Annotated in this window: 27 protein-coding genes and 1 tRNA gene; 11 read left to right on the plus strand and 17 right to left on the minus strand. The window is 43.2% G+C overall.

Features of this window, described 5'->3' with window-relative positions; all coding sequences use genetic code 11:
* Positions 1–60 precede the first annotated feature (60 nt).
* The 6 genes from EHO59_RS12140 (at position 61) to EHO59_RS12165 (ending at position 6,249) form a co-directional block, all read left to right on the plus strand.
* Positions 61–1,938 (plus strand): alpha/beta fold hydrolase, encoded by a 1,878-nt coding sequence (locus EHO59_RS12140; protein ID WP_135588353.1) that lies wholly within the window; start codon positions 61–63, stop codon positions 1,936–1,938.
* A gap of 59 nt (positions 1,939–1,997) precedes the next feature.
* Entirely contained in the window at positions 1,998–2,573 is a 576-nt protein-coding gene (locus EHO59_RS12145; RefSeq protein WP_008592198.1) for a bifunctional nuclease domain-containing protein, read from the plus strand.
* Positions 2,574–2,710: 137 nt separating this feature from the next.
* Positions 2,711–3,064 carry a phasin-related domain-containing protein gene (locus EHO59_RS12150; protein WP_135588355.1) on the plus strand — a complete coding sequence of 118 codons (354 nt, stop codon included), beginning with the start codon at positions 2,711–2,713 and terminating at the stop codon, positions 3,062–3,064.
* An 81-nt stretch (positions 3,065–3,145) separates the two neighbouring features.
* Positions 3,146–4,456, plus strand: a complete 1,311-nt coding sequence (locus tag EHO59_RS12155; RefSeq protein WP_135588357.1) for an MFS transporter — start codon at positions 3,146–3,148, stop codon at positions 4,454–4,456.
* 108 nt (positions 4,457–4,564) lie between these two features.
* Positions 4,565–4,915, plus strand: coding sequence for a YciI family protein (locus EHO59_RS12160; protein ID WP_135588359.1), 351 nt, complete (start codon positions 4,565–4,567; stop codon positions 4,913–4,915).
* 62 nt (positions 4,916–4,977) lie between these two features.
* Complete coding sequence (locus tag EHO59_RS12165) at positions 4,978–6,249, plus strand: RNA polymerase sigma factor (RefSeq protein ID WP_135588361.1); 1,272 nt, start codon at positions 4,978–4,980, stop codon at positions 6,247–6,249.
* Here EHO59_RS12165 and EHO59_RS12170 read toward each other — a convergent pair.
* The 7 genes from EHO59_RS12170 to EHO59_RS18205 form a co-directional block, all read right to left on the minus strand.
* Positions 6,246–6,854 (minus strand): hypothetical protein, encoded by a 609-nt coding sequence (locus EHO59_RS12170; RefSeq protein WP_135588363.1) that lies wholly within the window; start codon positions 6,852–6,854, stop codon positions 6,246–6,248. The two genes, EHO59_RS12165 and EHO59_RS12170, sit on opposite strands and share 4 nt — an antisense overlap.
* A 138-nt stretch (positions 6,855–6,992) precedes the next feature.
* Positions 6,993–8,210, minus strand: a complete 1,218-nt coding sequence (locus EHO59_RS12175) for an Lsa36 family surface (lipo)protein (protein ID WP_135589126.1) — start codon at positions 8,208–8,210, stop codon at positions 6,993–6,995.
* Between the two features lie 34 nt (positions 8,211–8,244).
* Positions 8,245–9,375: an acyl-CoA dehydrogenase family protein gene (locus EHO59_RS12180; protein ID WP_135588365.1), complete on the minus strand. Its 1,131-nt coding sequence runs from the start codon at positions 9,373–9,375 to the stop codon at positions 8,245–8,247.
* A gap of 15 nt (positions 9,376–9,390) precedes the next feature.
* Positions 9,391–11,541 carry a cAMP/cGMP-dependent 3',5'-cyclic-AMP/GMP phosphodiesterase gene (locus EHO59_RS12185; protein ID WP_135588367.1) on the minus strand — a complete coding sequence of 717 codons (2,151 nt, stop codon included), beginning with the start codon at positions 11,539–11,541 and terminating at the stop codon, positions 9,391–9,393.
* 37 nt (positions 11,542–11,578) lie between these two features.
* Positions 11,579–11,893 (minus strand): thioredoxin, encoded by a 315-nt coding sequence (gene trxA, locus EHO59_RS12190; protein ID WP_135588369.1) that lies wholly within the window; start codon positions 11,891–11,893, stop codon positions 11,579–11,581.
* Positions 11,894–11,945: 52 nt separating this feature from the next.
* A complete protein-coding gene (locus tag EHO59_RS12195) occupies positions 11,946–12,755 on the minus strand; it encodes a hypothetical protein (RefSeq protein ID WP_135588371.1) in 810 nt (269 codons plus the stop codon).
* A 3-nt stretch (positions 12,756–12,758) separates the two neighbouring features.
* A complete protein-coding gene (locus EHO59_RS18205) occupies positions 12,759–12,926 on the minus strand; it encodes a hypothetical protein (RefSeq protein ID WP_167882110.1) in 168 nt (55 codons plus the stop codon).
* Between the two features lie 120 nt (positions 12,927–13,046).
* Between EHO59_RS18205 and EHO59_RS12200 the strand changes: the two genes are divergently transcribed.
* The 3 genes from EHO59_RS12200 to rktP all read left to right on the plus strand — a co-directional run bounded on the left by EHO59_RS12200 (position 13,047) and on the right by rktP (position 15,256).
* Entirely contained in the window at positions 13,047–13,286 is a 240-nt protein-coding gene (locus tag EHO59_RS12200; protein WP_135588373.1) for a Sec-independent protein translocase subunit TatA/TatB, read from the plus strand.
* A 64-nt stretch (positions 13,287–13,350) separates the two neighbouring features.
* Positions 13,351–14,154, plus strand: a complete 804-nt coding sequence (tatC, locus tag EHO59_RS12205; protein ID WP_135588375.1) for a twin-arginine translocase subunit TatC — start codon at positions 13,351–13,353, stop codon at positions 14,152–14,154.
* A 1-nt stretch (position 14,155) separates the two neighbouring features.
* Complete coding sequence (gene rktP / locus EHO59_RS12210) at positions 14,156–15,256, plus strand: Arg-Lys translocation region protein phosphatase RktP (RefSeq protein ID WP_135588377.1); 1,101 nt, start codon at positions 14,156–14,158, stop codon at positions 15,254–15,256.
* A gap of 92 nt (positions 15,257–15,348) precedes the next feature.
* On the opposite strand, the gene clpX is transcribed toward rktP, so the two are convergent.
* The 8 genes from clpX to EHO59_RS12250 all read right to left on the minus strand — a co-directional run bounded on the left by clpX (position 15,349) and on the right by EHO59_RS12250 (position 20,964).
* Positions 15,349–16,620, minus strand: a complete 1,272-nt coding sequence (clpX, locus tag EHO59_RS12215) for an ATP-dependent Clp protease ATP-binding subunit ClpX (protein WP_135588379.1) — start codon at positions 16,618–16,620, stop codon at positions 15,349–15,351.
* A 12-nt stretch (positions 16,621–16,632) separates the two neighbouring features.
* Positions 16,633–17,226 carry an ATP-dependent Clp endopeptidase proteolytic subunit ClpP gene (gene clpP, locus EHO59_RS12220; RefSeq protein ID WP_135588381.1) on the minus strand — a complete coding sequence of 198 codons (594 nt, stop codon included), beginning with the start codon at positions 17,224–17,226 and terminating at the stop codon, positions 16,633–16,635.
* Positions 17,223–18,608: a trigger factor gene (gene tig / locus EHO59_RS12225; RefSeq protein WP_135588383.1), complete on the minus strand. Its 1,386-nt coding sequence runs from the start codon at positions 18,606–18,608 to the stop codon at positions 17,223–17,225. Before tig ends, clpP begins: the two co-directional genes overlap by 4 nt.
* Before the next feature lie 39 nt (positions 18,609–18,647).
* A tRNA-Gly gene (locus EHO59_RS12230) sits at positions 18,648–18,719 on the minus strand.
* 55 nt (positions 18,720–18,774) lie between these two features.
* Entirely contained in the window at positions 18,775–19,383 is a 609-nt protein-coding gene (mobA, locus tag EHO59_RS12235) for a molybdenum cofactor guanylyltransferase (protein WP_135588385.1), read from the minus strand.
* Positions 19,367–19,807, minus strand: coding sequence for a molybdenum cofactor biosynthesis protein MoaE (locus EHO59_RS12240; RefSeq protein WP_135588387.1), 441 nt, complete (start codon positions 19,805–19,807; stop codon positions 19,367–19,369). Before EHO59_RS12240 ends, mobA begins: the two co-directional genes overlap by 17 nt.
* Before the next feature lies 1 nt (position 19,808).
* Positions 19,809–20,051, minus strand: a complete 243-nt coding sequence (locus EHO59_RS12245) for a MoaD/ThiS family protein (RefSeq protein WP_135588389.1) — start codon at positions 20,049–20,051, stop codon at positions 19,809–19,811.
* 1 nt (position 20,052) lies between these two features.
* The gene (locus EHO59_RS12250) at positions 20,053–20,964 is read right to left on the minus strand and encodes a radical SAM protein (protein ID WP_281275719.1); all 912 of its coding nucleotides are present in this window, start codon (positions 20,962–20,964) and stop codon (positions 20,053–20,055) included.
* A gap of 160 nt (positions 20,965–21,124) precedes the next feature.
* Here EHO59_RS12250 and EHO59_RS12255 point away from each other — a divergent pair, with 160 nt between their 5' ends.
* Both EHO59_RS12255 and EHO59_RS12260 read left to right on the plus strand, forming a co-directional pair.
* Positions 21,125–22,183, plus strand: coding sequence for a HesA/MoeB/ThiF family protein (locus EHO59_RS12255; RefSeq protein WP_135588391.1), 1,059 nt, complete (start codon positions 21,125–21,127; stop codon positions 22,181–22,183).
* Between the two features lie 158 nt (positions 22,184–22,341).
* Positions 22,342–22,797, plus strand: a complete 456-nt coding sequence (locus EHO59_RS12260) for a VOC family protein (protein ID WP_135588393.1) — start codon at positions 22,342–22,344, stop codon at positions 22,795–22,797.
* Here the strand turns inward: EHO59_RS12260 and EHO59_RS12265 are convergent.
* The gene (locus EHO59_RS12265; RefSeq protein WP_135588395.1) at positions 22,794–24,950 is read right to left on the minus strand and encodes a molybdopterin oxidoreductase family protein; all 2,157 of its coding nucleotides are present in this window, start codon (positions 24,948–24,950) and stop codon (positions 22,794–22,796) included. The genes EHO59_RS12260 and EHO59_RS12265 overlap by 4 nt on opposite strands.
* Before the next feature lie 120 nt (positions 24,951–25,070).
* On the minus strand, positions 25,071–25,991 hold the full coding sequence (locus EHO59_RS12270; RefSeq protein WP_135588397.1) for a hypothetical protein: 921 nt from the start codon (positions 25,989–25,991) through the stop codon (positions 25,071–25,073).
* Positions 25,992–25,998 lie beyond the last annotated feature (7 nt).

The raw sequence follows: 25,998 nt of genomic DNA on the forward strand, positions 1-25,998 counted from the left end.
AGGCAAATTCCCTAGGAATTCCAGATTGCCAGACAAAAGGGCGGATTGGAAACTTAAACAATGGACCAGACCCTAGCCCGAAAGGTCAACCCCAAGCCCCGCAGAAAAGGGGGAACTTATTCCGTCGGAGCAGAGGACATTTATATTTTTCCTCTTTCCGAGAGTACGAACTTATTTATCCAGAAAGTTTGGACCGCCTTCGTGAATAAGATGGTCTCCATGACCCTTCCTAACGGAAAGCCGGTCTTTCAGTATTCTATCTTTGAAGCGATCCAAGACAAGAATCTCAAAATAGTAGCCTCCGCGACTCACTTCAAAATGAAGCAGGTCACGGATCGGATCGGGGTGCAGACCATTGAAGAATTCATCAAGAACACGATCCCAATTTCGATCCAGGATTCGGGCAATCTCTCCGCTAGATATTTACGAGAAGCAATCCTTTCCGTGGAGAAGAAGGCAAGACCGGAAGTTTACTTTCATAGCTTGGATGATGAGAGAGTCCACCCTAACCTAAAACAACTTCTTACTAAGACAATGAACTATGCCGCAGGGATCCCTTTATTCATCAAAGGCTTTCCGATCGGCATGCTTTGGGGAATTCGTCGGGACAATATGACTCCCGAGCAGGAAGAAGAGGTTCGCCAACAACTCTACAGCCTATATGATATCGTCGACTTTGTGATCTCCAAGGAAATGGGGATCAAGGGCGACCCCTACTACGCCAGAAAGAACATAGAAAAGTCGGATCTTCACTCTAGAGCCAAGCATCTCTTTTATACTCGAGGCTTCGGTCAGGAAGAACCTGTAACCACGATCGTTTTTGATTCTCATACCTACCAGAGATCCTATCGCTTAGATGCGAGTTATATCATTCCTTCCGGAGATGGATACTCGGTCAGTTTGAAAAGGTTCGAGCCAAAGGATCGAAATGATAGCGGAAAGAACCTTCTACTCATACCTGGATTCTTTTGCAGAAGATCCGTTATGGATAAGGTGGCGAGAGAGCTCTGTCTTCGTCATGGATATAGGGTTTTCTCTATGGATATGCGGGGAAGATCCAGAAGGACCCTTCCACTTTTCGGAATCCGAGAAGGCTGGACGGTGGACGATTTTATCCAAGAGGATTTTCCAGCAGTCTTAGCTTGGATTCGAGACAATTTCCCGAATGAGAAACTTGTAGTGGTAGGTCATAGTATGGGGGGAATGATCCCTCGATTCTACTCCTCCGCTTATGATGAGATTGTGAAACGTAAATCTAATTCTCCTGTAGCACTTCCGAATCCGGAAGATTCCATTGCAGGGATCGTATCTATTACTTCTCCGAATTTCATTCGTCTGCAAGCGCAGATCCCCGGTTTAGATATTCTGAAGATGGGATTGAAACTTGTTCCTTCTAAAACAATCTCCGATTTTCTATTCGATCTGACTTCTTTTTCTCTGCAGACTACATTGCCTACAGTTGACTTGAATAAGTTCTTTAAATTCCTACTCGGACTTCACTCTTCCCTGAGAGCAGTGTCCTTCGACTTACATGCGAAGGTGGTAAATCTGAGAGACTTCGTTGGATATAAACAAATCTCTCCTCCAGAATGGTACTTTTTAATCGAAGATATTTTCTGTGAAGAATCTACGAAAGTGGTCTTGCAATTTCTGCGATCTCAGCTCAGCCAAGATCGTTCCTTTCTTTCGTATGATGGCACTTTAGATTATACTGCTCTTCAGAAAAATTTACAGATCCCTCTTTTCTCCGTTCTAGGTTCTGTAGATAAAGTTGTTCCAAGCGAGACCATCGAAAATGATTTAGCTGCACTTCCTCATAAAAAAAATAAGATAATCACCTACGAACAGGGTCACTTAGGTATCGTTTTCCACATGCCAGTCGTAAAGGAAATGTGCTCTGAAATCGACACTTGGATTAAAGGATTAAACTCGACTTGAGCCCCAGGTTTAGAAGGCTTGACATTTCGGGAATCAAAGATAGGTTCAAATATTAGGAAATGGATCTTTTGGAAGCGACCATATATAATATCTCTCTGACAAATGTCGGATTTGCCGTTTTTTTAAAGGCCAAAGACGATTCCGATCAGAGAGTGGTCCCGATTTTTATCGGTCCTTTAGAAACTCATTCCATCACTTCGGTTCTAGAAGGGACAAAACCTCCTAGACCAATGACCCACGATCTAATGACAATTCTTCTCACAACTCTGGGAGTGCAAATTGTCAAGATCGCTATCGAAGAAATTATCGATAATACCTTCTACGCCAAGATCACTCTTCGTAAAGACGAGGAACTAATCGTTCTAGACGCACGTCCGAGTGATTCCATTGCTCTCGCTCTTCGCGCAAATGCTCCTATTTACCTTGCCAAAAAAGTGATCGAAGAGGCAGGAATTGTAATGAAGGATGATGAGATCCCTGGCGAGACCATTGGCAAAGAAAAGATCTCCCAACTTCCTAAATCTCAGTTGGAGATCCTACAAGATTCCCTAGATAACGCGCTCAAGGCAGAAGATTACGAGACCGCCGCTAAGATCCGAGACCAGATTCGTAAGCTTCTGGAAAATCCTTCCTAATTCTTTTCCTTTTTACTCATCCAAAATGCTTCCTTCTCTTTCGGAAATTTAGGCTTTTTCCGAGGAGGATTCGCAAGTCGCTGGACCGATCCGCCTCTTTATTATAATCTTGGTTCCCTGTCATCGGAGGATCTATTATGGAAAAAGCACTTATGGACGTTCTAAACGCCGGAATCGCACTCTTTCAATCCGGAGAAGACAAGCTCAAACAGAGTCTTTCCGACCTGGATAAGGTATACCAAGAGCTAAAAATCAAGGGAGCTCAAGACCAATCCGAGCAGGCAAATCGCCTCAGAGACCTGGTCCAAAAAACCGTTTGGGACGCTCAGGAAAAATTGAAGAGCGCGAACGATAGCTCCGTCGCAGTTGTAAATCAACTCAAAGAAAACTTCGCAAAGATCTCCTCGCAAATAGACGAGATGCTACCTGAGGATGTGAAGACTAAGGCCAAGGCAGCAATCGAGGAATTGAAAAAACTAACGAAGAAGTAAATAGCAGTTCTCAAGGGCGGAGAAAAATTCGGGACAAAGAAACAGGGTTCCGGATATTAGGTAATACATCCGAACCCGCCCATGAGGAAACAATCCCTTATCCTAGTTCTCACAGTCTTCATCGATATGATGGGATTCTCTCTCATCTTTCCTGTATTTCCTGAAACCCTAAATCATTTTCTAGCGCAAGCAGGAGATCCTGTCTTAGATCTTTTGGCAGGACTCACTTCCAAGATCCTTGATGGAAGGATCGCTGACTGGAAATTGTTCGTGGCTCTTTTTGGTGGGATCGTCGCTAGTCTTTATTCTATTCTTCAATTCCTATTCTCTCCGATTTGGGGAAAGCTCTCCGATTCCACAGGCAGAAGACCAGTCTTAGTACTTACCTGCACCGGAAGTTTTCTAGGTTATCTAGTTTGGCTTTTCTCGGGCAGCTTTTCTCTCTTCGTTCTTTCGAGGCTAATCACCGGATTGATGGGAGGAAACATTTCCGTTGCGACTGCTGCAATCGCAGATTCTACCACCGAGCAGGACAGAAGCAAAGGAATGGGAATGATCGGAGCCGGTATCGGCCTTGGATTCATTGCGGGACCTTCTCTCGGGGGAATACTAGCTCATACGGATCCTTCTTATCTTCTTCCATTTATTCCTTGGGAAAAGATGACCATCTTTCCGTCTGTCGCGCTCATGGCGACTTCTGCTTCCTTATTGAATCTTCTTCTGGTGCTTTTTAGATTTAGAGAAACACTTCCTCATAATTTGAGAAAAGCAAGAGAAGGAAGAGTGCATCCAGTATTGGGAGTATTAGATCTAGGCTCCAAAGAGATCTTATATATCGCATTTCTAAATCTGTTTTTTCTATTATTCTTTTCCGGATTCGAATTCTCTCTCAACTTCTATTTGGATCAATTCTTGGGATTCAAGCCGATTAGCATCGGATACACTTTCGTTTATATAGGGATGATCATAGTATTCATCCAAGGCGGAGTGATCCGTAGGATAAGTGGCAAGGTCCCCGAAAAGAAAGTGGGCATACTCGCTTCCATCTTTTTAGTGATCGGGTTCTTTCTTTTATATTCCGCATCCGTCTTAACACCCGAAGAATCCAAATACATACTATTTGCTGCATTGACATTCCTTGCGATGGGAAGCGCATTCTTAAATCCTTCCATTTCTGCGATCGTATCCTTATTCTCTTCTGCATCGGAACAAGGAAAGAATTTGGGGATTTTAAGAAGTCTTGGTTCTCTTGGCAGAGGACTTTCTCCTATTATATTTAGTATCTTATACTCCCAGAAAGGACCTCAATTCTCCTTTTTAATTTCCTGGTTGTTGAGCCTGGTATTTTTAGGCTTGTTTATCTTTGTAAAACAGCCAAATCCTAAGAATTAAAACCTCGATCTTTTCCGAAAGAGATTCTACTTTTTTTGAAGTATGTCGATTTCGAGATACCGATTGCGTCGGTCTTTCAGAGGTGAGAGAACCTCCAAGGAGCCAAAAATGCAATACCAACTGCTTATTTACGTGGATGAAAAGGATTTCGCGGATATTCCCCAAAGTCAATTTGCGCAAACATCGGAGGATTATCGGATCTTTACGGAGAATCTGATCAAGGCTTCCGTATTCGTATCTGGAGAAAGACTTCACTTGAGTTCTTCCGCTGCAACTGTTAGAAGCAAGGACGGAAAAATCGTCTCTACACACGGTCCGTTTGCAGAAACCAAGGAACAACTCGGAGGATTCTATATCATAAACTGTAAGAGTTTGGAAGAAGCAATCGAGTGGGCTTCACAATGCCCCGCTGCCAAGCGTTGCGCAGTAGAAGTCCGTCCAATCGTGTTAATGAAATAAAGGAAAGGCCCGCCCAAAGAATCGTCTTCGGCGGGCCGATCATCCTTACGCAATTCCCTGAAATGAACGAAGTACATTCTCTGATAGACGAACTGCACCGTAGAGAGTACGGCCAGATCCTTTCCGTGTTAGTCGTAATGGCGGGAGATCTGGGCATCGCAGAGGAGATACTACAGGATGCTTTTCTGATCGCTCTGGAAAATTGGACAAAAAAAGGAATCCCTAGAAAACCGGGAGCGTGGCTGACCACTGTCGCAAGAAATAAACTTATAGATCGATTTCGTAAAAAAAGACCCGACTCCGTCGATCCAAGCATTTTAGAAGAATTAATCAAAATGGAAGAACAATCCATAGAGGATGATCAAGAGATCCCGGATGAAAGATTAAAGCTAATCTTTACCTGCTGTCATCCTTCTTTGTCTACGGAACAACAAATCGCAATCACATTGCACACATTAGGTGGATTGAGTACGGCTGAAATCGCCTCCGCCTTTTTAGTTCCCATTCCTACAATCGCACAAAGACTAGTGCGGGCAAAAAGAAAGATCAGAGAGGAAAAGATCCCCTACTCCGTTCCTTCCACCGAACAATTGGCTGAAAGAATGAATTCAGTACTTACAGTACTCTATTTAATTTTTACGGAAGGATACGCTTCTACTGCTGGTGATAAACTAATGCGAGGAAATCTCTGCGAAGAAGCGATCCGACTTTGCAGAGTCTTAGAATTACTTGTTCGTAATATACCGACAAAGATCGAAATTCCACAAATCCAATATTCTGAGATCTTAGGTTTGCTTTCTCTTATGCTGCTCAATCATTCCAGAAGGAATGCAAGACTCGGCAAGAATGGAGAATTAAAATTATTGAATGAACAAAATCGTTCTCTTTGGGTCCAAGATGAAATCCAAGAAGGCTTAACCCTAGTCGAAAAAGCATTCCATATCGGACATCTTGGTCCGTACCAGATCCAAGCCGCGATCAGTGCTCTGCATTCCAAGTCTCCTGGTCCCGAATATACAAGCTGGAAGGAAATCATACACTTCTACAAAATTCTTTTGAGCTTTATGGATACTCCAGTCATTCGATTGAACTATGCTGTTGCAGTCTCCATGGTTGGTGATTTGCAAGAAGGACTGTCGATCCTGGATTCTGTCCATGCTGACTTAGAGGCCTTTGCTCCCTTCTATTTAGCAAAAGCGGATATTTTATTCAGAATGAGTAAAATACAAGAAGCGAAAGAATCTTATAGAGATGCTCTCGAGCTGACTCAGAATGAAGTAGAAAAAGATTTTATCCGAAAAAAGATCTGCAGTTTAGAAGAAGAAATAGATTAAAGAACTGCACTTAATGCTTCTTTCAATCGGAAGAAGTGAAGATTCTCATCCAGCTTAGAACCGTTTTCTAATCTCAGAAGAAAGGTATCCCGCACTTGTCCGGAATCGGTTACCGCTTTAAACGAAAGAATATCCACACCGAACAAAAATAAGATCTGAGAGATCTCGAATAATATTCCGGGTCTATCTTCCATCCTAAGATCCATTACTGTTGAATCACTGATCTCCGAGTTAAATAAAAAGATCTCCGGAGAAGTTTCCAATTTAGCTCGAAGGGTCTCCATCTTTTCAGGGTGGAGAGCAAGATAATTCATAACGGACATCCCACCGTAGAATAATTCCTTTAAATCGGCATGGATCGCATTTAAATGCTCGTCCGTCATAGGACTTCCATCAATTCGCTTAACGATAAATATATCTTGGATATATCCGTCGGTTGAGGTCTCTGCAATGGCTTCTTCTATATTCCATCCATGGACATATAGAACTGCTGTTACTCGATAAATGATTCCTATTTCATTCTTGGAAATATTAACCTTTAAAGCATACGCCTCCCCTCTAGGGATACAGGAAAGGTGTAGAGGTTTTCCAGGAGTAGTGATCATTTCGTACCTTGGATGCTATTTGCTGAATTCCTAAACAATATATCCAGAAACTTCAACGCCTTTTGCATTCTATTATACTTAATGCAAAAGGCGTGCCCTTTTTATAAAAATCGAATAAAAAACCGAATTCGCTAAAGCTTAGAGGGCGAACTTAAGGCCTATGTTTGCAGAATACACCTTATCGTCGGTCACAATACCTTCTGCAAGGACCTTCAACATAAGGATATTAATCTCAAAACCGGCAATCAGATAATTCGTCTGGCTTTTTACATTCGCGGAGCCACTAGTCCTTAAGCCCAATGTTCCGGAAGCATTTCCGTTCATCTGTTGGATTACTTGAGGAGGCAGACCGGAAGCATTCGGGTCCAAGGCCAAATAAACTGGTCCTGAAATATTCAGGTTCAGTCTCGTATTTCCTGAGTTACTCGAAATACCAGCTCCTCCGAACACTGTCAAAAAGTAGAATAAGCGCACGCCTGTGCGAACATCTATCGGTACGGACTGCACTCTGGATTGATAACCAAAGTTTACATCTCCATCCCATTTACCTGTAGCAGGTCCAAAGGCGACTTTCACCGCATTGGAGGCTCCTGGATGATAGTTCAAATTCATATCTTCCGAAGTTCTATGGAATCCGATCCCGAGGCTTAATCCAGTAAATCCGAAGAAGTCGAGCCTAGTATATCTCTCTCTCAAGAGTTGGAATCTTACAGTTGCTCCAAAGCTGTTAATGCTACCATTTACAGTTAAGTCATTAGAAACAGAGCTAGCAACAGATCTTAGATCCCCTTGTCCTATCTTGCCTTGGAAACCATGACCATAGATATTGATCCTATGCAAAAAGGATCTGCCTTGCCCAGAATCGGAAGGAGCATCCGGTTGGTCTGCCGGTCCCTTACCCAATAACCATCCTAAGTTCACTGCTGCCATGGCTCCCATATTCAAAGAAGCCCCTGCGTTCGGAAGTGTTGGAATATTAATATCCTGGTATTGGATATTGATATCATTCCTCTTCACTCCGGCCAAAGTAACACCGCCACCCACTTGGAAACGATTCACTGTTCCAGGTCCCATCATAGAAGCGTTGAGATTCGAGAGAACCGCAGAATCCGCCATGGACTTAGTGACTTCGTTCAAATAGTCCGTTCTGATCTTTTGCTCCAAGCCGTTAAATTCAGCAACGGTAGCAGGTGGAATAAAAGTACAGACGTTGTTGCCGGAAGGAGGAGGAGTACAGGTCACCTGGGCCTGCAGGGATGAAAAATCGAATAAATATAGATTAGCGCCTAAAATAATTAAGGCGGTACCTCTTACGCACCGCCTTACTAAACTCGTTATCAGAGCCATTCGTACCATCTTTACCTTGGACGAGGGCAATTTCGAGATTCTTTCAGAGTCCTAAACTACCACCAATAATTTCTTTCATGATCTCGGTAGTTCCCGCGTAGATCGTCTGGATTCTTGCGTCCAGATACGCTCTTGCAATCGGGTATTCCATCATATAACCGTATCCTCCGAAGAACTGGAGGCAAAGATCAGTATGACGTTTTTGCATCTCAGTGGAATAATATTTAGCCATAGAAGCCTCTACGGTTAATTTCTTTCCAGCCATATGCTCCGAAACCACTTTATCGACGAAGGTACGGCACATTTCGAGCTCCGTAGTCATCTCCGCCATTTGAAATTTGATGTGTTGGAAAGACCCGATCTTCTTCCCGAAAGCCATCCTTTCTTTGATATATTTTAGAGTCATCCTGTGAACGAGAGCAGTAGCTTCCACCGCTGCGATCGCCAATACAAGACGCTCTTGAGCGAGTTTCATCATCAGATAACGGAAACCTTGTCCGCCTTTTCCGATGACGTTCTCCTTAGGAACTTTGACATCGTTGAAGTATAACTCCGAGGTGTCCTGAGCCTTGAGCCCGATCTTCTCGAGGTTACGGCCTCTTTCGAAACCTTTCATTCCCTCTTCTATCATAACAAGTGAAATCGTTCCGTTTTCATGTTTAACGGCGGTAATTACCAGATTTGCAAGCTGACCGTTGGAAATAAATGTTTTCTGACCATTCACTAAGTAATGGTCGCCTTTGTCAACGGCAGTGGTACGGATATTTTTTAAATCCGAACCCGCTCCAGGTTCCGTCATAGCGACCGCTAAAATGCTGTCACCGCTGCAGCAACCAGGCAGCCATCTTTTTTTCTGCTCCTCGTTTCCGTACGCGGAGATATATGGAGCGATCACATCGTTGTGAAGGGAAACAAAAAATCCGCTATTTCCTGATCTAGACGATTCTTCTATTACAACAACGTTATATAGGAAGTCTGCACCGGATCCACCGTATTCTTCAGGAACATCTGGACAGAGAAGTCCGCTTGCTCCGGCTTTTTTCCAAAGCTCTTTCGGGACCATTCCCACTTTTTCCCACTCGTGGTGATGAGGAGTAACTTCTGCTTCAAAGAATTTGCGCGCCATGTCGCGAAAAGCTTCGTGCTCTTCGGTAAATTGTAGGACTCTATCCATTTCTATCCCCCCGCTTTAGTAGACGGTATTCATTCTCATGTAAACGCCGGGATTCCGTTTAATGTACTGTATCAGTTCGTTCTGTGAAATAGAAAACAATTCCGTTTCCGACTCCGCTTGGAACGTATAACTGGATACCAGTTTTTTGGATATCGCGTAGATCTCTCCCACGAAGTCTCCGTCGCTCAGTTCGGCTAATTTTTTGCCTGCCTGATATACGCTTACTTTTCCATGACGAATGATATATGCTTCGTGGTAAAACGCTTTTTCCGAGATAAGCACTGAACCCCTGTTCACCTTGGAAAGTCGCATAATCATCTCAAGTTGAGTGACCTGATGACTAGTAAGTCCTTTGAAATGTCTGGAATCTATAAGTGTCTTCCAAGAATTGCTATCGCGAATGCTGTTCAGTCGAATCAAGTTCTGTCTTAGGTCCGTATTTCGAATAAATTGTAAGAACTTGTTCTTATCTATAGTAAGAGCTACTACATCTGTCTCCGCATATACGTCTGCTGCCCTAGGCAAATCTAAAACGAGAGAAGCCTCTCCGAAATATTCATATTGTCCGTAGCGCTTGATCGGTCCGATATCTGAATTTGCGAGTAAGCCTTCGAATTTCACATTTCCGGAAGCGATGATATAGAACTTATCACCAGGAGTTCCCTTCTTAATAATCTGATCTCCGCGCTTGTATCTTTCTTCCTGGACGATAAGAAGGAACTCCTTCGCCTTCTCTATCGGAAAACCGCTGAAAATATCGATCTGGCTTAAGATATCTAGTAAGTTATAAGCCTCCATATGCTTTGGAGGAGTGATCTCTGGATAAACAGTGTTCTCTATCCCAAAACGAGCCAGCTTCAACTTGGTGCCTTCCGGCATATCCGATCTAGCGATATGATAGACTGTGATCTTTTCTTGGATGTCGGGAGGAAGGCTAGCCAAATAACTCACCCTAGTATGAAGAGGGGGAATTCCTGCTTCATGATAGATAATCCTTCTGTCCCAAGGAAACTCTTTCAGGAATTTCCAGCGAGATTCCGGAAGAACCCCCTTTTCGAACATCTTCTCATGTACATCCGGTTCGTTCAAATGATCAGAAGTATATACGAAGGATTGGTCTTGGAAGAAGAACTCGAATCCTACAGAAGGAATAGAATGAAGTGCATAATGAAAATTGAATTCTCCCCCGTTGATCATTGCGGGTCGCCCGATGATGATCGGTTGAAAATTAAATAATTCTAATAATTCTTTGCGGGGAATTTTAGTGAGAGCAGAATACTTGCGAATAAAGCTCTCCATCACAGTCGCAGTCGCATGAATGGTGATCTTAGTCTCTTCCATAATCTTTTGGAAGGTTCCTGCGTCATGGTCGGCATGGCAGTGAGTGAGAATCACATGGTTGATGAGCTTAGGATTCACATTGGACATGCGAAGCCATTCGGTAGAATTTACCGGAGGATCCACCATAATCCCCTGGTGATTCAGCCAGATAATGAATCCCGAAGTGTTGTCCTCAGGATCGAATCCATGAGAAGGTCCTAAACAAGTAATTCCTAATATAGGTGCTTGGAAAGGTTCCTCTAATCTATGACCGATCTCATACTTGATATTAAAACCGACCTCGCCTGGGATCTCAGTCTCTTTGGAACCGTCGGTGATCCTAAAATCGCCTGATGGAAGTTTGCGAACCAAGACCTTTCCGAGGTTCACCATATTATCCGTATCGAATACTAGGAACTCGACCACATCGTCTAGTCCCTTATACCCTCTGAAATATGCCATCTCCGCTTTCATATCCGGAAAGCCATAAGACTCAGCGCCGTTCAGATATTCAGATTCTAAATTGATCTCTTCAGGACCCATTAAGGATTCTTTAAGTACTGTAATGAGCTGATCCTTCTGTTCGGAAGTACAGATAATGGTGGTTTTCTTTTGTCTTAAGAAGAAGTTGAAGTATATGGGAAATTCTAGCTCTGCGGTGCTAATCCCCTTTTCTACGTGAAAGAATTTGTTCGGAAGAATGAATACCAGGGGAGTTTTCTTTTCCGCCATCGTGTCCTTGATGGTTTCGGGAGGAGAGCCGATTTGAAAGTATCCCTCACTCGTATCTACGAGATACCCTCCTCTAGGAAGTTCTATATATCCCCTGGTTTGTTCTTTTAGCATGAGATTTCTGCCGCAGTTTTCGTTTTTTAGAAAAAGCTTATTTATGTCTTTCGATGAAGCTCTTGATTTGCGCCTTAGGAAGGGCTCCGATAATTTTATCCACCAATTGGCCGTCTTTAAAAAGCAAAAGGGTCGGCAAGGATTGTATGTTTAATTTCTGGGCCGTATCCTGATTATCATCCACGTTTAGTTTTTTTATCTTTAAGGTTCCGTTCAACTCCGAGGAAAGTTCTTCCAAAACCGGGGAAACCATTCTGCAAGGTCCGCACCATTCGGCCCAGCAATCTACAAGGACCATACCTTCAGTGATCTCGGAAGTGAAAGTAGAGTCGTTTATTTCGGTCAATGCCATGAGCTAGATTTTCTCCTTTTTTTTCCCACTCTTTATAACAAATTGGACGGGTCTATTTCTTCTTTTTCTTCTTTTCCTTCTCCGCTTCTATGGCCTCTACCTTTTCTTTTAAGGATTCTATCAGGGTTTTTGTCTTTCCCAGATCCTCGGTTTCTCCCGTAGTTTGTAAGATTTTGCGGTTTACTTCCAGTAGGACGATGGACTTTTTCAAGTCTCCCGCGTCCTGGGTAGAAAGATCGAATTTGGCACGGTACTCCTGAGCGGCGAAGTTACAGAGTTCGAGAATCAAATTATAATGTTCTTGTCTAGGATAATAATAGGGATTCTCTAAGTCTCTTTCCTTCTCAAAAGCCCGGAAGTCAAAAAGATTCTTACTAAGAATGGCGATTTTAAAATGGATCTCCGGAAAGCTCCATTTCCACTTGGAGTTCGAACCAAAGGCCTCTATCGTATTTGTGGTACACATGCGTAGGCCCTTTACGTAATTGAGCCTTTGGACTGGATTAAATTCCTCGATCTTTGCGAGCATGTCCTTGTTTTCCGCAAGACCCGACTCAAAGTCGACGCCCACCACCTTCTCCATGAAAGAAATAGCGCTATAAATTTCTTTCCTACCCTGGTTTAGGTAGGTATCCGATTTCAGATCTAGAACAGCTACGGAGATTTCGTTTATCAAAAGACAGGTATTGATGTTCTTGATAGAATTCAAGGAAAGCGCCACGTTAAAGTAGCCCTCCATCTTCGGATCCTTTCTAGATTGAGCTTTGAGAAGGTTTCCTTCCTTCTTCAAATCCTCCAAAAAGGCTCGAAAATCTACCAGTTTCTCCTGGAATTCCTGCTTTTGTTCCTTTGTCAGAGCCATTATTTATACCTGCACATTAATCAAGCTACCTACAGAAAGGGCATAGAGATAATCAGAATTGGGAGTATTCTCCTCTTTTTTCCGATCTTCTTCTCTAGACTCCTCGCTACCTGGTTGTTGGATAGGAAGAGGAACTGTGATCGAATCTATTGCAGACGTTTCTATTCTCATACCGATTCGCTTCTTTCGCCCTTTCATCAGGACCTTAGTCCTAATAGAATTATCGGATCTTTACTACTAACTATTTGACATATATTGCAGACGCGAAATCCTAACAAAGGAGGAAGATCCATGTATTCACCCCTTGCATTCATAGGAAACTTAGGTTGGCCGGAAATCCTCATTATCCTGTTTTTAGCTCTTCTCCTCTTCGGAGGCAAGCGACTTCCCTCCTTGGCAAAAGATTTAGGAGACGGAATTCGTTCTTTCAGGAAATCTCTATCGGGAGATTCCGAGGGAGAATCCGCTAAGATCCAAGAACCGGAAGAGAAGCCGGCAACCAGCACTAAGAAATCCAAAAAATCCGCTTAATTGACGTAATTGATGCCCGAATCGCTTCGGGCAGATCTTCGCGGATGATTTGCATTCTTATTCTATGTCCTCAAAAACAAAGCCCCCAAAACAAAAAACTCTAGAATCTCCGAAATTAACCCCGGATCCAGATGCCCTCGTAACGGAGAGGGAGAAGTTCATGACCCTGGGCGAGCATTTGGAAGAATTACGCTCGGTACTCCTTCGGACTATATTCGTATTCTCATTCTTCTTCGTTGCTTCTTTGTTTTTCGGAGAAGAGATCCATAAGGTTTTCACAAGACCCTACAAGAACGTATTGGGGGAAGGTGCCACCTTCTACCAGATCAAACTCATGGCTCCGTTCATGGTGTATCTTAGAACCGGATTCATGGTTTCTGTGCTCGTGAGTTTTCCGTTTACCCTTGTCTTTCTCTGGGGATTCGTTGCCCCTGCCCTCGAACCGAAAACAGCAAGACTTGGGAAGGCGCTCATCGCATTTTCAACTGTTCTTTTCTGGTTGGGAGTTTGGCTTTGCTGGACCCAAGCCTTCGAGAATTTCCTCAGAATCTTTTTAGTTACCTTTCGTCCTCTAGATATAGAAACAAAGCTCCCTATCGACGAATACTACGACGTATTCTTTAATATACATCTGATCTTCGGTCTCGCCTTTCAATTGCCGGTTCTAATGGTATTGCTCGCTGCATTGGGTATATTAAAACTTTCTTTCCTACTTTCTCATTGGAGAGAAGCAATCTTAGGACTGGCGGTGGCCGCTGCAGTGCTTTCTCCCGGACCGGATATCATGTCCATGCTCATGCTATTTATTCCTCTATTAGGACTCTTCGCGATCTCACTCGTTTTGATCGCAATTATTGAAAGGAAGTAGGATGTTCCCCCAGATTCAATCCAAGCATCGATTGGCTTTTGCATCATTCACCGCTTCCTTCATTCTATTCTTATTATATTTACTTTTGGATGATTTTCTTTTCGGGGAAGAGATTCGAAAAGAACTCAGGCATTTTGTTTGGCTCCGGTTACTGATAGGATTTTTCTTTTCCGGGATCTTAGGCACCCTAACCTTCTATCTTTTGCAATTTAATTTTAGATCCTTGCGCTCCTTATCCCAGCTATTACAAAACTGGACCCAGGATGTGTACGAAGATTCCGGCGAAATAGAAAGAGAAGACGAGTTAGGAGAACTAGCGAGACATTTCAGGATCGCACTCTACCAGAGAAAGGCCAAGGAAGAGAATGTTTCCCAAGAAGCATTGAGCAAGAAGGAAAGAGAACTCTCGGATAAGATCCAGAAATTCTTTCATAAAGTCCGTTTACACAAGATCAAGAATTTGGACATCACTGTATTTCCACGCAGCTCGGAAAAAGCGGAAAGCGATTATGCAAGTATTATCCCAACCGCCGACGGTTGCTTAGGAATATTGGCAGGCTTTCCGAATTACGGAGCCTTAGAATCCGCATTAAAGACCAGATTAGAAGGAATGATCTCTCTCGCCCAAGAGACTACAGGTCTCCGAGGAGAGGATCTATTGTACAAAATCGATAGAGCTATTCGCTCCACTCCGATTTCTTATTTGAATCTTACCTTATTTTATTTGGAAACAAGGAACGGAGAAGCTGGCATCCTACAATACCAAAAGCTTCCCGCATTCGTTCATCGGAACGGAAAAACAAATGTATTACCAAATTCTAAACAAGTATTTTATGATTTTCGAAGCACTCAAAGGGATGTAAGAAAGATCTCTCTAAAGCCGGGAGAATTTTTCGTAGTCTTAAGCGATCGCCTCTTAGAACTTTCCAATGGAACTACGGAGACCCAATTTCACTCTAAGCTGCAGAATTGGAGCTCCAATAAAGAGTATAAGAATTCCCGGGATCTCACTCTGGATTTCGGTCGTTTCCTCGAAACAGAAGCAGGCAAGAAGGGACTTTCTAATGCTGCAATTCTAACTGTAGGCAGGGTTTGGGATTAAGCGCAGCAATTGCACGCTGATAGAAACCGAGCTTCATAGATCGTAGAGAATCTCTGCGAATCGCAAAACTCGCAGTATTCGAATTGCTTACTTTAAGCGATCTTAGGTTCTTTCTTCAGTACTAGCTTAGGTGGCTTGGTTCCGGTAACCGCATCTTCTGTGATGATTACTTCTTCCACATCTTTGCGGGAAGGAATCTCATACATCAAATCCAACATCAAATTCTCGACGATGGCTCTTAGGCCACGAGCTCCGGACTCTCTTTCAATCGCAAGTTGTGCGATCTTATCTATTGCAGATTCTTCGAAGGAGAGTTTTACATTCTCCATTTCTAGAATCTTAGTGTACTGACGTAAAATTGCGTTCTTAGGCTCTTTGAAAATGCGTTTCAGCATTTCAATGCTCAGGTCTTGCAAGGTTGCAATCACCGGCATACGCCCGATAAACTCAGGAATCAATCCGAACTTCATCAAATCGTCCGGGATCACTCGAGCAAGGATCTCTCCTTTGGACTCGTCTCGGACTACCTTTCCTTCTTTCTCATCGCTACCGAAACCGATGGTTTTCACACCTGTTCTAGTCTTGATGATATTATCCAGATCCACGAAGGCTCCACCCAGAATGAAGAGGATATTCTTAGTATCCACTTGCAGATATTCTTGGTGAGGATGCTTTCTTCCGCCTTGAGGAGGAACATTTGCCACAGTCCCTTCGATAATCTTTAAGAGAGCCTGCTGTACTCCTTCTCCGCTCACATCACGAGTGATGGAAGCGCTGTCGGATTTGCGTGCAATCTTATCTACTTCGTCTATATAGATGATACCGATCTCAGCTTTCTTGATATCGTTGTCCGCGTTTTGGATCAGTTTGAGGATGATATTCTCGACATCTTCCCCTACATAACCTGCTTCAGTTAGAGCGGTTGCATCTACGATCGCAAAAGGAACTTTGATGATCTTAGCAAGAGTTTGTGCAAGAAGGGTTTTTCCGGATCCTGTAGGTCCGATCAGAAGAATATTCGATTTTTCTAATTCGATATCCGCTTTCTTGTCTTTGAGATAAATTCTTTTGTAATGATTGTAAACCGCGACAGACAATGCCTTCTTTGCATGGTCTTGTCCGATTACATACTGATCCAAGATTGCCTTGATAGCCGCAGGATTTGGGACCTCGCCTAAAAGCTCAGTGCGTTCTTTTTCTTGCTCAGGCTCTTCGGCGATGATCTCGTTACAGAGAGAAATACACTCGTCGCAAATATAAACACCGGGACCGGCGACCAACCGTTTGACGGAATCCTGTTCTTTTCCGCAAAACGAACAAAACAATTTTTGCTTACTATTGGTTCCGGTAGGTTTCTTTGCCACGGGATCCCCCTATTAATTCTTCTGGCGCTCGATTGAAATGACGGAGTCTATGATCCCGTAGGCTTGCGCCTCTTCGGCAGTCATATAAAGATCTCTCTCCGTATCTTTCTGGATCATCTCTACGGTCTTATCCGTATGTTTCGCGTAGAGTCCATTCAGAACTTCTTTCAGTTTCAACACTTCCTTAGCTTGGATCGCGATATCGGAAGCTTGGCCGGTAGCACCTCCAGTCGGTTGGTGCATCATGATCCTGGAATGAGGAAGAGCCGAACGTTTGCCCTTTGCTCCACCAGCCAATAATAATGCAGCCATAGAGGAAGCTTGACCTACACAGAGAGTCCGAACATCGGCCTTAATATACTGCATAGTGTCGTAAATGGCAAGCCCGGAAGATACATATCCTCCGGGAGAGTTAATATATAAATAGATGTCTCGGTCGGGGTTTTCCGCGTCTAGAAACAGAAGTTGCGCGATCACAACGTTCGCGTATTCGTCAGAAATTGCATTCCCAAGGAAAATAATCCGGTCTTTTAAAAGACGAGAATATATATCATAGGATCTTTCACTCCTACCCGTTTGCTCGATAACGACAGGAATTACGCTCATACTCCTCCAGTTTCCTTGTTAGAAAGGAATTCCTTTAGCTGACGGATACTCATCTTCTCGTTGTATTTCTTTTCTACAAGCTGGAAGAGGGTATCGTCTATCTTTTTTGCTAAAAAATTGTCCCGGTAAGTCTCGATTAGTTTACCTTTTTCCAACTCTTTTTTAAAATCGGCGTCCGGCATACCGTATCTTGAGGCAAGAGAAGAGATTTCCTTATCGAATTCCTCGTCGCTGAGGGAGATATTCTCGGCCGCAGCCAATTTTTGTCTCGCGAAGTATCCCTTGAGTCTATTCTCTGCAATGTCCTTGAAGGAGCTTCTGATCTCCTCCAAAGGCTTTCCGACCATCTCCGCGTATTTCTCAATGCTCGGAATATGTTCCTTAGGGATCCTTCCCCCCTGGCCTCTGCCAAGGACATCTTGCATCATACCTTGGTATACATGCTCGGACTCTTCGTTCACATAAGAATCCGGGAAGACGAATTTGGAATCTTCGACGAGTTCCTTATAGATCTCCTCCATCTTTTTGGACTTCACGCCTTCGGTATAATTCTTGGTAAGATCTTCCTTGAATTTATCCTTTAATGCCTGAAGAGAAGTGGATCCGTCATACTCGCTTGCTAGATCGTCGTCTAACTCGGGTAATACTTCTTTATAAATTGCCTTGAGAGTCATAGCAAACTCTACAGTCTTGTTCGCGAGGTCTTCTCTTCCGTAATCCGCAGGATAGGTATAAGAGAAGTTTTTAAGTTCTCCGGTCTTCATTCCGTACAGGTGATCGTCGAAGCCTGGAAGATTATTCGCTTCTCCTAATTTATAATCGGAGGAACCATTCTTAGCGTTGGTAGGCTCTTTGCCCTCTTCCTTCACTTCGAATTCCATATCTACGATATCATTTGCTTCCGCGCCTTCTTGCGGCTCTCTTAAAAGCTTGCGAGCGAGTTGCTTACGCACGAACTGCAATTCTTCCACAACATCCTCGTCTGTGACTTGGACTTCAGGAAGTTTGATCTTGATCTTTTTATATTTTCCTAGAGTGACTTCAGGCTCGGAATCATATACTGCGGTCGCAAGTAAGCTCTTGCCGGGAATATAATCCTCAACGGTGAATTTCGGGAATCGGACCATCTTGTGTTCCAGCTTTCCGGAAAGATCACTCACGGTTTCTGCAAGAAGAAGGTTGATTGCGTCGTTTGCAACGGAGTCCCCGAGATGACGCTTGACCATGTCGAGAGGAGCCTTGCCTGGGCGGAAGCCTGGGACCTTCAGTTCCTTTTGCTTTTCTTTATAAGCCTTTTCGAACGCCTTTTCTAGGTCGTTCTTATCAAAGGTAAGTTTTAATTCTACGGATGCGTTTTGATTTTTTTTTGTCTTGAATTCCATGGTTTCAGAAGACAGAGGGCGGACAGACTTTCCTCTGTAAGCGGGAAACGGGATTCGAACCCGCGACCCCCTCCTTGGCAAGGAGGTGCTCTACCACTGAGCTATTCCCGCATTGGTTGGTAGAGCCATAATTTCTCTTTAGGACCCCCTGTAAATCGGTTTTTGCCTAAAAACCCAACAGATCCTTAGGTGTATTCAGATTGGAAAATCCCCTTTTTTCTCGAACAGGTATTTCGAATAAACTCAGATCCGCATCCTCCAGTAGGTCTTTAGGAGAGAAGGAAATCTTCTCCTCTTTTCGAGTTCTTTCCAAGAGAGAAGACAAAAATTCGGATTTATAAAGACCGCATAACGGTTCTATTCCCGCTTCCGTTCGGTAGAAGGCTCCGTCCTTAGAATCTTTTCCCGACATCATTAGCCTAAGAAGGGTCTTAGTCTTCAGTAATGGCATATCCACCGCCAAAACTAAGAAAGAAGAAGGATGAAAGTCTTTCGTCGCCGCAGAAAATGCACTTAAGATCCCGCAAAGAGGGCCCTGGACTTTAGATATAGAGTCGGAGATTAAAAACTCTCGCGAGATATAGTTTGAATAGACTTCTTTTTGTTCTTCTCTAACGGAAACGTATACGGTTTCACAGAGACTCCTAAGTTTATGATAGGACTTCTGCAGAAAATTCGTCTCGTCTCGCAAGGAAAGAAGTGCCTTATCTCTTCCCATCCGAGAGCTTAAGCCTCCGGCAAGAAGAATGCCTGAAGTATCAGTGCTGGGTCTCATGAGAACAGCCTTGCGACCATTCGGAAGATCCGTCTAGGTAGAATTCCCTCTTCCAGATCGGGACTTCGTGTTTCACTCTATCTATAATATAACGATTTGCCGCGTATGCCTCTGCCCTATGCATCGAGCCGGTCTCAACGATAACTGCAATCTCAGATATATTCAATTTTCCTAATCTATGAATGCAATCCGCATGCAATAAATCCCATTTCTCTTTCGCGTCCAAGAGGATCTTGCGGATGGTATCATTTGCCATGGGAACGTAAGCTTCGTATTCCAGGTGAGTCACCTTCTTTCCTTCGTTTACGTTACGCACAATCCCGGAAAAGAAAACATATCCTCCCATTTCGGGAATGTCCGGCAATTTTGAAGGAAGAAGAATGGATTCGAAGGTAATATGAGCGAATGTTTCTAAAACAGACATCTCACCCTCCACTCGAAGGAGGTAGTACGGCCACGATTGCACCTTCTTGCAAAATAAACTCGTCACCAACTACCACCTGGTTCACTGCAAATCGACTGACTTGCAATAGAGAAGAAGCCTCCGGCTTTCTTTCCAAAAGAAAGTCTCGCAAGCCTCTTACATTACTTTCTTCGGTGAGCTCTAATCTCTCTTGGGAAGAGAAATGATCCTTCATAGCAGCAAAGAATAAAACTTGAACGAACATCTTATCCGCCTATATATTTCATGGAAAGCTCGCTTCCGGTAAACACGTTTTTCTTGGTTTGCATAGCTGCCTCTAAAGAAGCATCCAACTCGGATCCTTCCTCCGAGACCGGAAAGGAACGAAAATCGCTCAGACAACCGTAGATCCTGCCTCTCGAATCCATACGAAGTCGATTGCAGCCCTCGCAAAAAGGCTCCGTATGATTTGCGATGATCCCGAAACTATAATGCTCCGTAGTTTCATAATACCGAGCCGTAGATTCCAAAGGAGTATCCACGGAAATAAAATCGAATTCGGAGCCTAGATTATTTCGGATTTCTTCAGCGGAGTAAAATAATTCGGAATGTTTTTCATGTAATGGCCCCATTTTCATGAGTTCCAGATATCGAATCGGGATTTTTCTCTCGCCTGCCCAATGCAATAAGGGAAGGATCTGATCCGCATTATAATTTCTTAATACTGTGCAATTTACTTTTACTTCTAATCCCAAAGAAGAAGCCTCTTCGATCCGATGTAAAAGCCTGGGCAAGGGAAGATTTTTGCCGGAGATCTTAGAAAAAGAATTCTGTTCCATTGCATCCAAGGAAAAATTCATTCGAGTCAAGCCCGCACCTTTTAGGTCTTCGATCAACCCTTCTCGAAAGAAACCGTTGGAAGTCACGGCAACATTCTCTATTCCTTCCTTTTTAGAGATGCGAACAAGCTCCGGCAATTCCTTATGAAGAGTAGGCTCTCCTCCGGTTAAATGGATTTCTTTGATCTCTAACTTCTTGGATAATAAGCCTAGATTCTTCTCAAAAAGTCGAGGGCTCAAAAAAGAAGAAGGAAGCGATACTTCCGGATCCTGCGCTGTTCCGGGAGCACAATACATACAACCGAATCCGCAGAGAGAAGTTACACTTACTCTAAGCACTTCAAATTTTCGACCGTATGCATCCACGATAAGCCCCAGATTATCACAATCCGTTTGCAAAGAAAGCGAATTTATTCCTTCCTTCTTTTCTAAGAAAGCTTGAAAGAGCTTTCGCAAAATTTCTTGTATTCGGATCTAAAATCGATCCAATGATATTTCTATGACTCCGGAAGAAAGAAAGTATTTTGCAAGACAAATCAAGCTTCCTTTTTTAGGAGAAGCCGGGCAAGAAAGTCTCCGGCAAAAATCCGCTTTAGTGATCGGCTTAGGGGGACTAGGCTCTCCTGCAAGTCTACACCTAGCCACGGCAGGTGTAGGAAGAATCGGTCTCTGGGATTTTGATACTGTAGAACTCAGCAACCTTCACAGACAGACTGCATTCACTCTTTCTGATATAGGTAGAAAAAAAACGGAGGTTACTTCCGAATTCTTAGCGGCAAGAGTTCCCGGATTGCAAACCGAGATCATAAATGAAATCTTTGGAGATACAGTAGACGAGGATAGATTCAAGGAATGGGATATCATACTCGATTGCACAGACCAAGTTCCCGCAAAATACGCGATCAATCGTCTCTCATATAAAAACAAAAAGCCTTTCGTAACTGGGTCTGTGTTTAGAACAAGCGCTCAGATTTCTATTTTCTCTCCGGAAGGCAAACCCTGCTATAAATGTATGTATCCAGACCTAGAAGATTCGGAACTAGTTTCTTGTGCAGAAGGAGGAGTTTTAGGAGTGCAAACTGCCATCGCGGGAATGTACCAGGCTTCTCTCGCTATCCAGTATCTCTTGTTTCCGGAAAAATCTCCTACAAGGTCTTCCTTTCAATTAGAATGGGAATCTCCTCTTTTATACGAAGTAGAGATCCAAGCGGATCGCCATTGCACTGTCTGCGGAGAAGGAAATAGAAAATCGAATATTCAAAAAGAAGAAATTATTTTTTCAGAATGGATCAAGTTGAGAAAGGATCCAAATTCGATTCTTTTAGATGTCCGTGAATCCGAAGAGGTCTCAGAATTTCCAATTGCGGAAACGGTCCACTTCCCCTTATCCAAAATCCAGTTTGCCGACTTCTCTCAATTTTCAAGAGACAAACTCTATATTACAATTTGCGAATCCGGAATGCGCTCCAAGAAAGTAACAAGGACATTGCAAGAAAAAGGATTTTCTTCTTATTCTCTCCAAGGAGGGAGAAAGATCATGGGTCAGGATGAGAGATAGGACTAAACCAAATGTCCTAAAGGTAACCCATTCCACAAATTTCGGTCGATCTTTCTCTAAAAAATCGCTTTAATACTCTTACTCGAACCGAAAAAAGCTTGCTCTTTTTAAAATATAACCTATTGGTTATATAATAATTTACTCATCCTGAGGCTCCCATGTCTAAAATAACCCCATTTTTAGCCTATAACAACGATCTGAAAGAAGTAGTGGATTTCTATTCTTCTATTTTCAAGAACATGAAAGTAAGCGAGGTTACGCATATTGGAGAGAATTCCGGAATCTTCTCCGCAACCTTTGAGATCGAAGGCCAGGAATTCTATGCCATTAACGGAGGCCCACATTTCAAGTTTTCGGAAGCTTTCTCTATTTTCGTCCATTGCAATACGCAAGAAGAAGTGGACGAATACTGGGAAAAGCTTTCCGCAGGTGGGGAAAAATCCCAATGCGGTTGGCTAAAAGATAAATTCGGTGTCTCTTGGCAGGTCATCCCCAATATCCTGGGAGAATTGCTTAGAGATAAGGACAAAGGTAAGTCCCAAAAAGTAATGCAAGCGATGATGCAGATGAGTAAGATCGACATCGCCGCTCTGAAGAAAGCGTACGAATCTTAAGCTGTCTTCTTTCTTACGGAGACTGGGATCCCGCTAAAGGCTGCATTGCCTGATAATTCATCCAGGGCCTGGTCATCCGTAAGATCGTTGATACTCGATCCGGCAAATTGAGCAGCAACGTTCAATGAGGTACCTTCCTTTCCGTGGCCGAATCCATGAGGAATGCTCACCACTCCCTTCATTATTTCATCCGTTACTTCTGCAGGAAGTTGGATCTTACCTACTCTGGATTCTATGACGACTAACTCTTCTTCTTTTATGCCCAATGCGTTCGCATCTTCCGGGTGGATCATGATAGTGCATCGATCCTTTCCTGTCATGAGCTTAGGTAGATTATGCATCCATGAATTATTATTTCTTAAATGTCGTCTCCCTATCAGGAGGAATTTTTCCTGAAGCATTTGGTCGGCAATCAGCTTCTCTTTGTAATTCTGCAAGCGACTCAAATCTCCAACCACTTCCTTAGGAACTAAATGGATCATCTTATCCTCTGTCCAAAGACGATTCGGGAAGCAAGGCTTCAACGCTCCTAGATCCACTCCGTGAGGACTGTTCTTCAATAATTCCAAGCTCATTCCGATTGGAGATCCCGATTTCTCTCCATACGGTCCAGACTTCAACGCATGATCGATAATGGCGGAAGGGCTCAGCTTAGTACGGATCAATTCCTTCGGCAATGGCTTTCCGGATTTCAATAACTCGATCCGTTTCGTAAGGTCGGAGAAGATTTCCCAATCATGCAACATTCCTTCCTGAGGTTCGAATGCAGGTTGATTGTATCTAGCAGTATTACGAACAGCGAATATATTGAATACTAAATCATAATGATCATGTTCTAACGCAGAACTAGGAGGCAGAATATAGTGAGCATGCTTAGTCGTTTCATTCAGATAGAAATCAACGCTCACCATGAATTCCAAACCGGAAAGCGCCTTTTCCAGCTGAGCCCCGTTCGGAGTCGATAAAACAGGATTTCCTGCAGAACTTACAAATGCTTTTACCTGACCTTCTCCTGGAGTTAGGATCTCTTCGGCTAAGGCGGCGACGGGCAATTCTTCATTGAATTCAGGAAGATCTCTTACCCTAGAGCCGTACTCATGAAAACTTCCTGGAGAACTTTTCATGACTCCTTTCGGATCGATCATATCCACTGCAGGAAGAGTGAACATGGCACCTCCTTCCGAGTCGATATTTCCGGTGATAACATTGATGGAATTGATCAGCCATTGGCAAATAGCTCCAAAGGCTTGGGTAGATACACCTACTCTTCCGTAACAAACAGCACCGTTAGCTTTCGAAAATTCTAATGCGATCCTCTCGACTGTTTCCGCAGGGATCCCAGTCAGTTTCTCGGTCTCTTGTGCAGGATATCTGGCGGCTAACGACTCCAATTCCTTTAGATCCTTTTCATGTGCAAAAGAAGAAGGTTTAGTTAACCTTTTCTTAAATAAGATATCTATAATAGAAAATAGAAAGAAAGCATCTGTTCCTGGACGAATAAAATGATGCTCATCCGCGTGAACTGCGGTTTCCGTTTTTCTGGGATCGATGACTACGTATTTTCCGCCTCTTTCTTGGATCTCCTTGAGTCTCTTCTTTACATCTGGAACAGTCATCAAGCTTCCATTAGATGCAAAAGGATTACCTCCCAAGATCAGAAAGAAATTCGTTCTATCTATGTCCGGGATCGGAACCATGAGCTGGTGTCCGAACATCCAAAAGGATAATAATTGATGAGGCAGCTGATCTACAGAAGTAGCAGAATAATTATTCTTCGTTCTTAAACGTCCGATAAATCTCTGTCCGAAAAGCATGGACCCGTAATTATGAACACTTGGATTTCCGCTATAAACTGCAACCGAATCGTTCCCATATTTTTCTTGGATCTGCACAAGTCGCGACGCGATGTCGCTGAGAGCGTCAACCCAGTCCACAGTCTCCCAACCGTTTGCAGTTCTTTTTAAAGGAAACTTTAATCGATCCGGATCCTCATACAGATTTTTAAGCTCCGGTCCCTTGGCACAAAGATGTCCCCGGCTAAATTTATCGTCCTTATCCCCTCGGATTGCTGTGATTGTATCCCCTTCGATCTCCATTCGGAGACCGCACATTGCCTCACATAGAGTACAGGATCTATAATGTTGCCGAACCATGATTGCCTTCCCTTTGCGGAGTTGTTATCCTCGATTTGGGATCACAAAGCAAGCATTTCCGAGGAAACTCTGAATATCTAATTTGAGATCCGAACTAATTCAGGAGCCATTCGAGCATTCTTACAAGAATGGAATGCAAGATACATTTTCTAGATTTGCGTGAGAAAGTAATATATCATAGAGCTTTTTGGAAATAATCGGCAACCGATAAGAAACCCCATAAATCCGATCTTCGAACAATTCGGAAGTCTCGAAATAATGCATGCCAATCTCTTTAGAATATCCTGAAAACGGAATATGCGGATGCTGCATATAGACCTTATTTTTTCCGATAGCCTGAAACTCGAAACCGCTCTGTAAGGATTTCGGAGAAATTCCCTGAGGAAGAAGTTGAACCGCATGCTCGATTTTTTTCTGTCTCTTTCTATCCAGAATCGGACGGGAACCAATGCCTAAAGGCTTTATATGTTTTTCATATAGATCTCGATTTACTAGAATATGCTCTGCGGTATTTCCTTGGCTTAAGCCAAAAATTCCCTTTAATTTTTTAGAAACCTTATTCACCGAAAGTTCTGCAACTTGCACTAATTGAAAAGAATTCTCTTCGCTTCTTAATTCCTGATCGTAAAAGATTTTATCGTAGTCTTTTCTTTCTTCCGGTAAGTTCCTGAACCCGAAAAGTTTTCTATTATAATGTAATAGCTGATCCCACCAATAGAAATAATTCGGACGTGGTTCAGGCCAATTCAATCCAAAGGAAGGATAAAGACAAATGCGGAAAAAGTCAGCACCCTCCATTTCGTTTTTTGAATATTCGACTATCGGTTTTGGTTTATCGGGCTTGCCTTGATCGAGCAAATATGCAAGTTTCGTTTTGTAATCAGGATCATCATCGAAAAGATCGACTATAAAACCCCAATCGGAAGGCTTAATGATCGGAGATACGTTATAACCGAGGCGAATAAACTCGGAAGTCTTCTCATTTCTTTCGCTCTCTTGAAGATCGTAGAAATGAATTAAGAATTTATATCCTTTTTTCATGCAAGGG

Source organism: Leptospira semungkisensis (genome assembly GCF_004770055.1).
GTDB lineage: Bacteria > Spirochaetota > Leptospiria > Leptospirales > Leptospiraceae > Leptospira_B > Leptospira_B semungkisensis.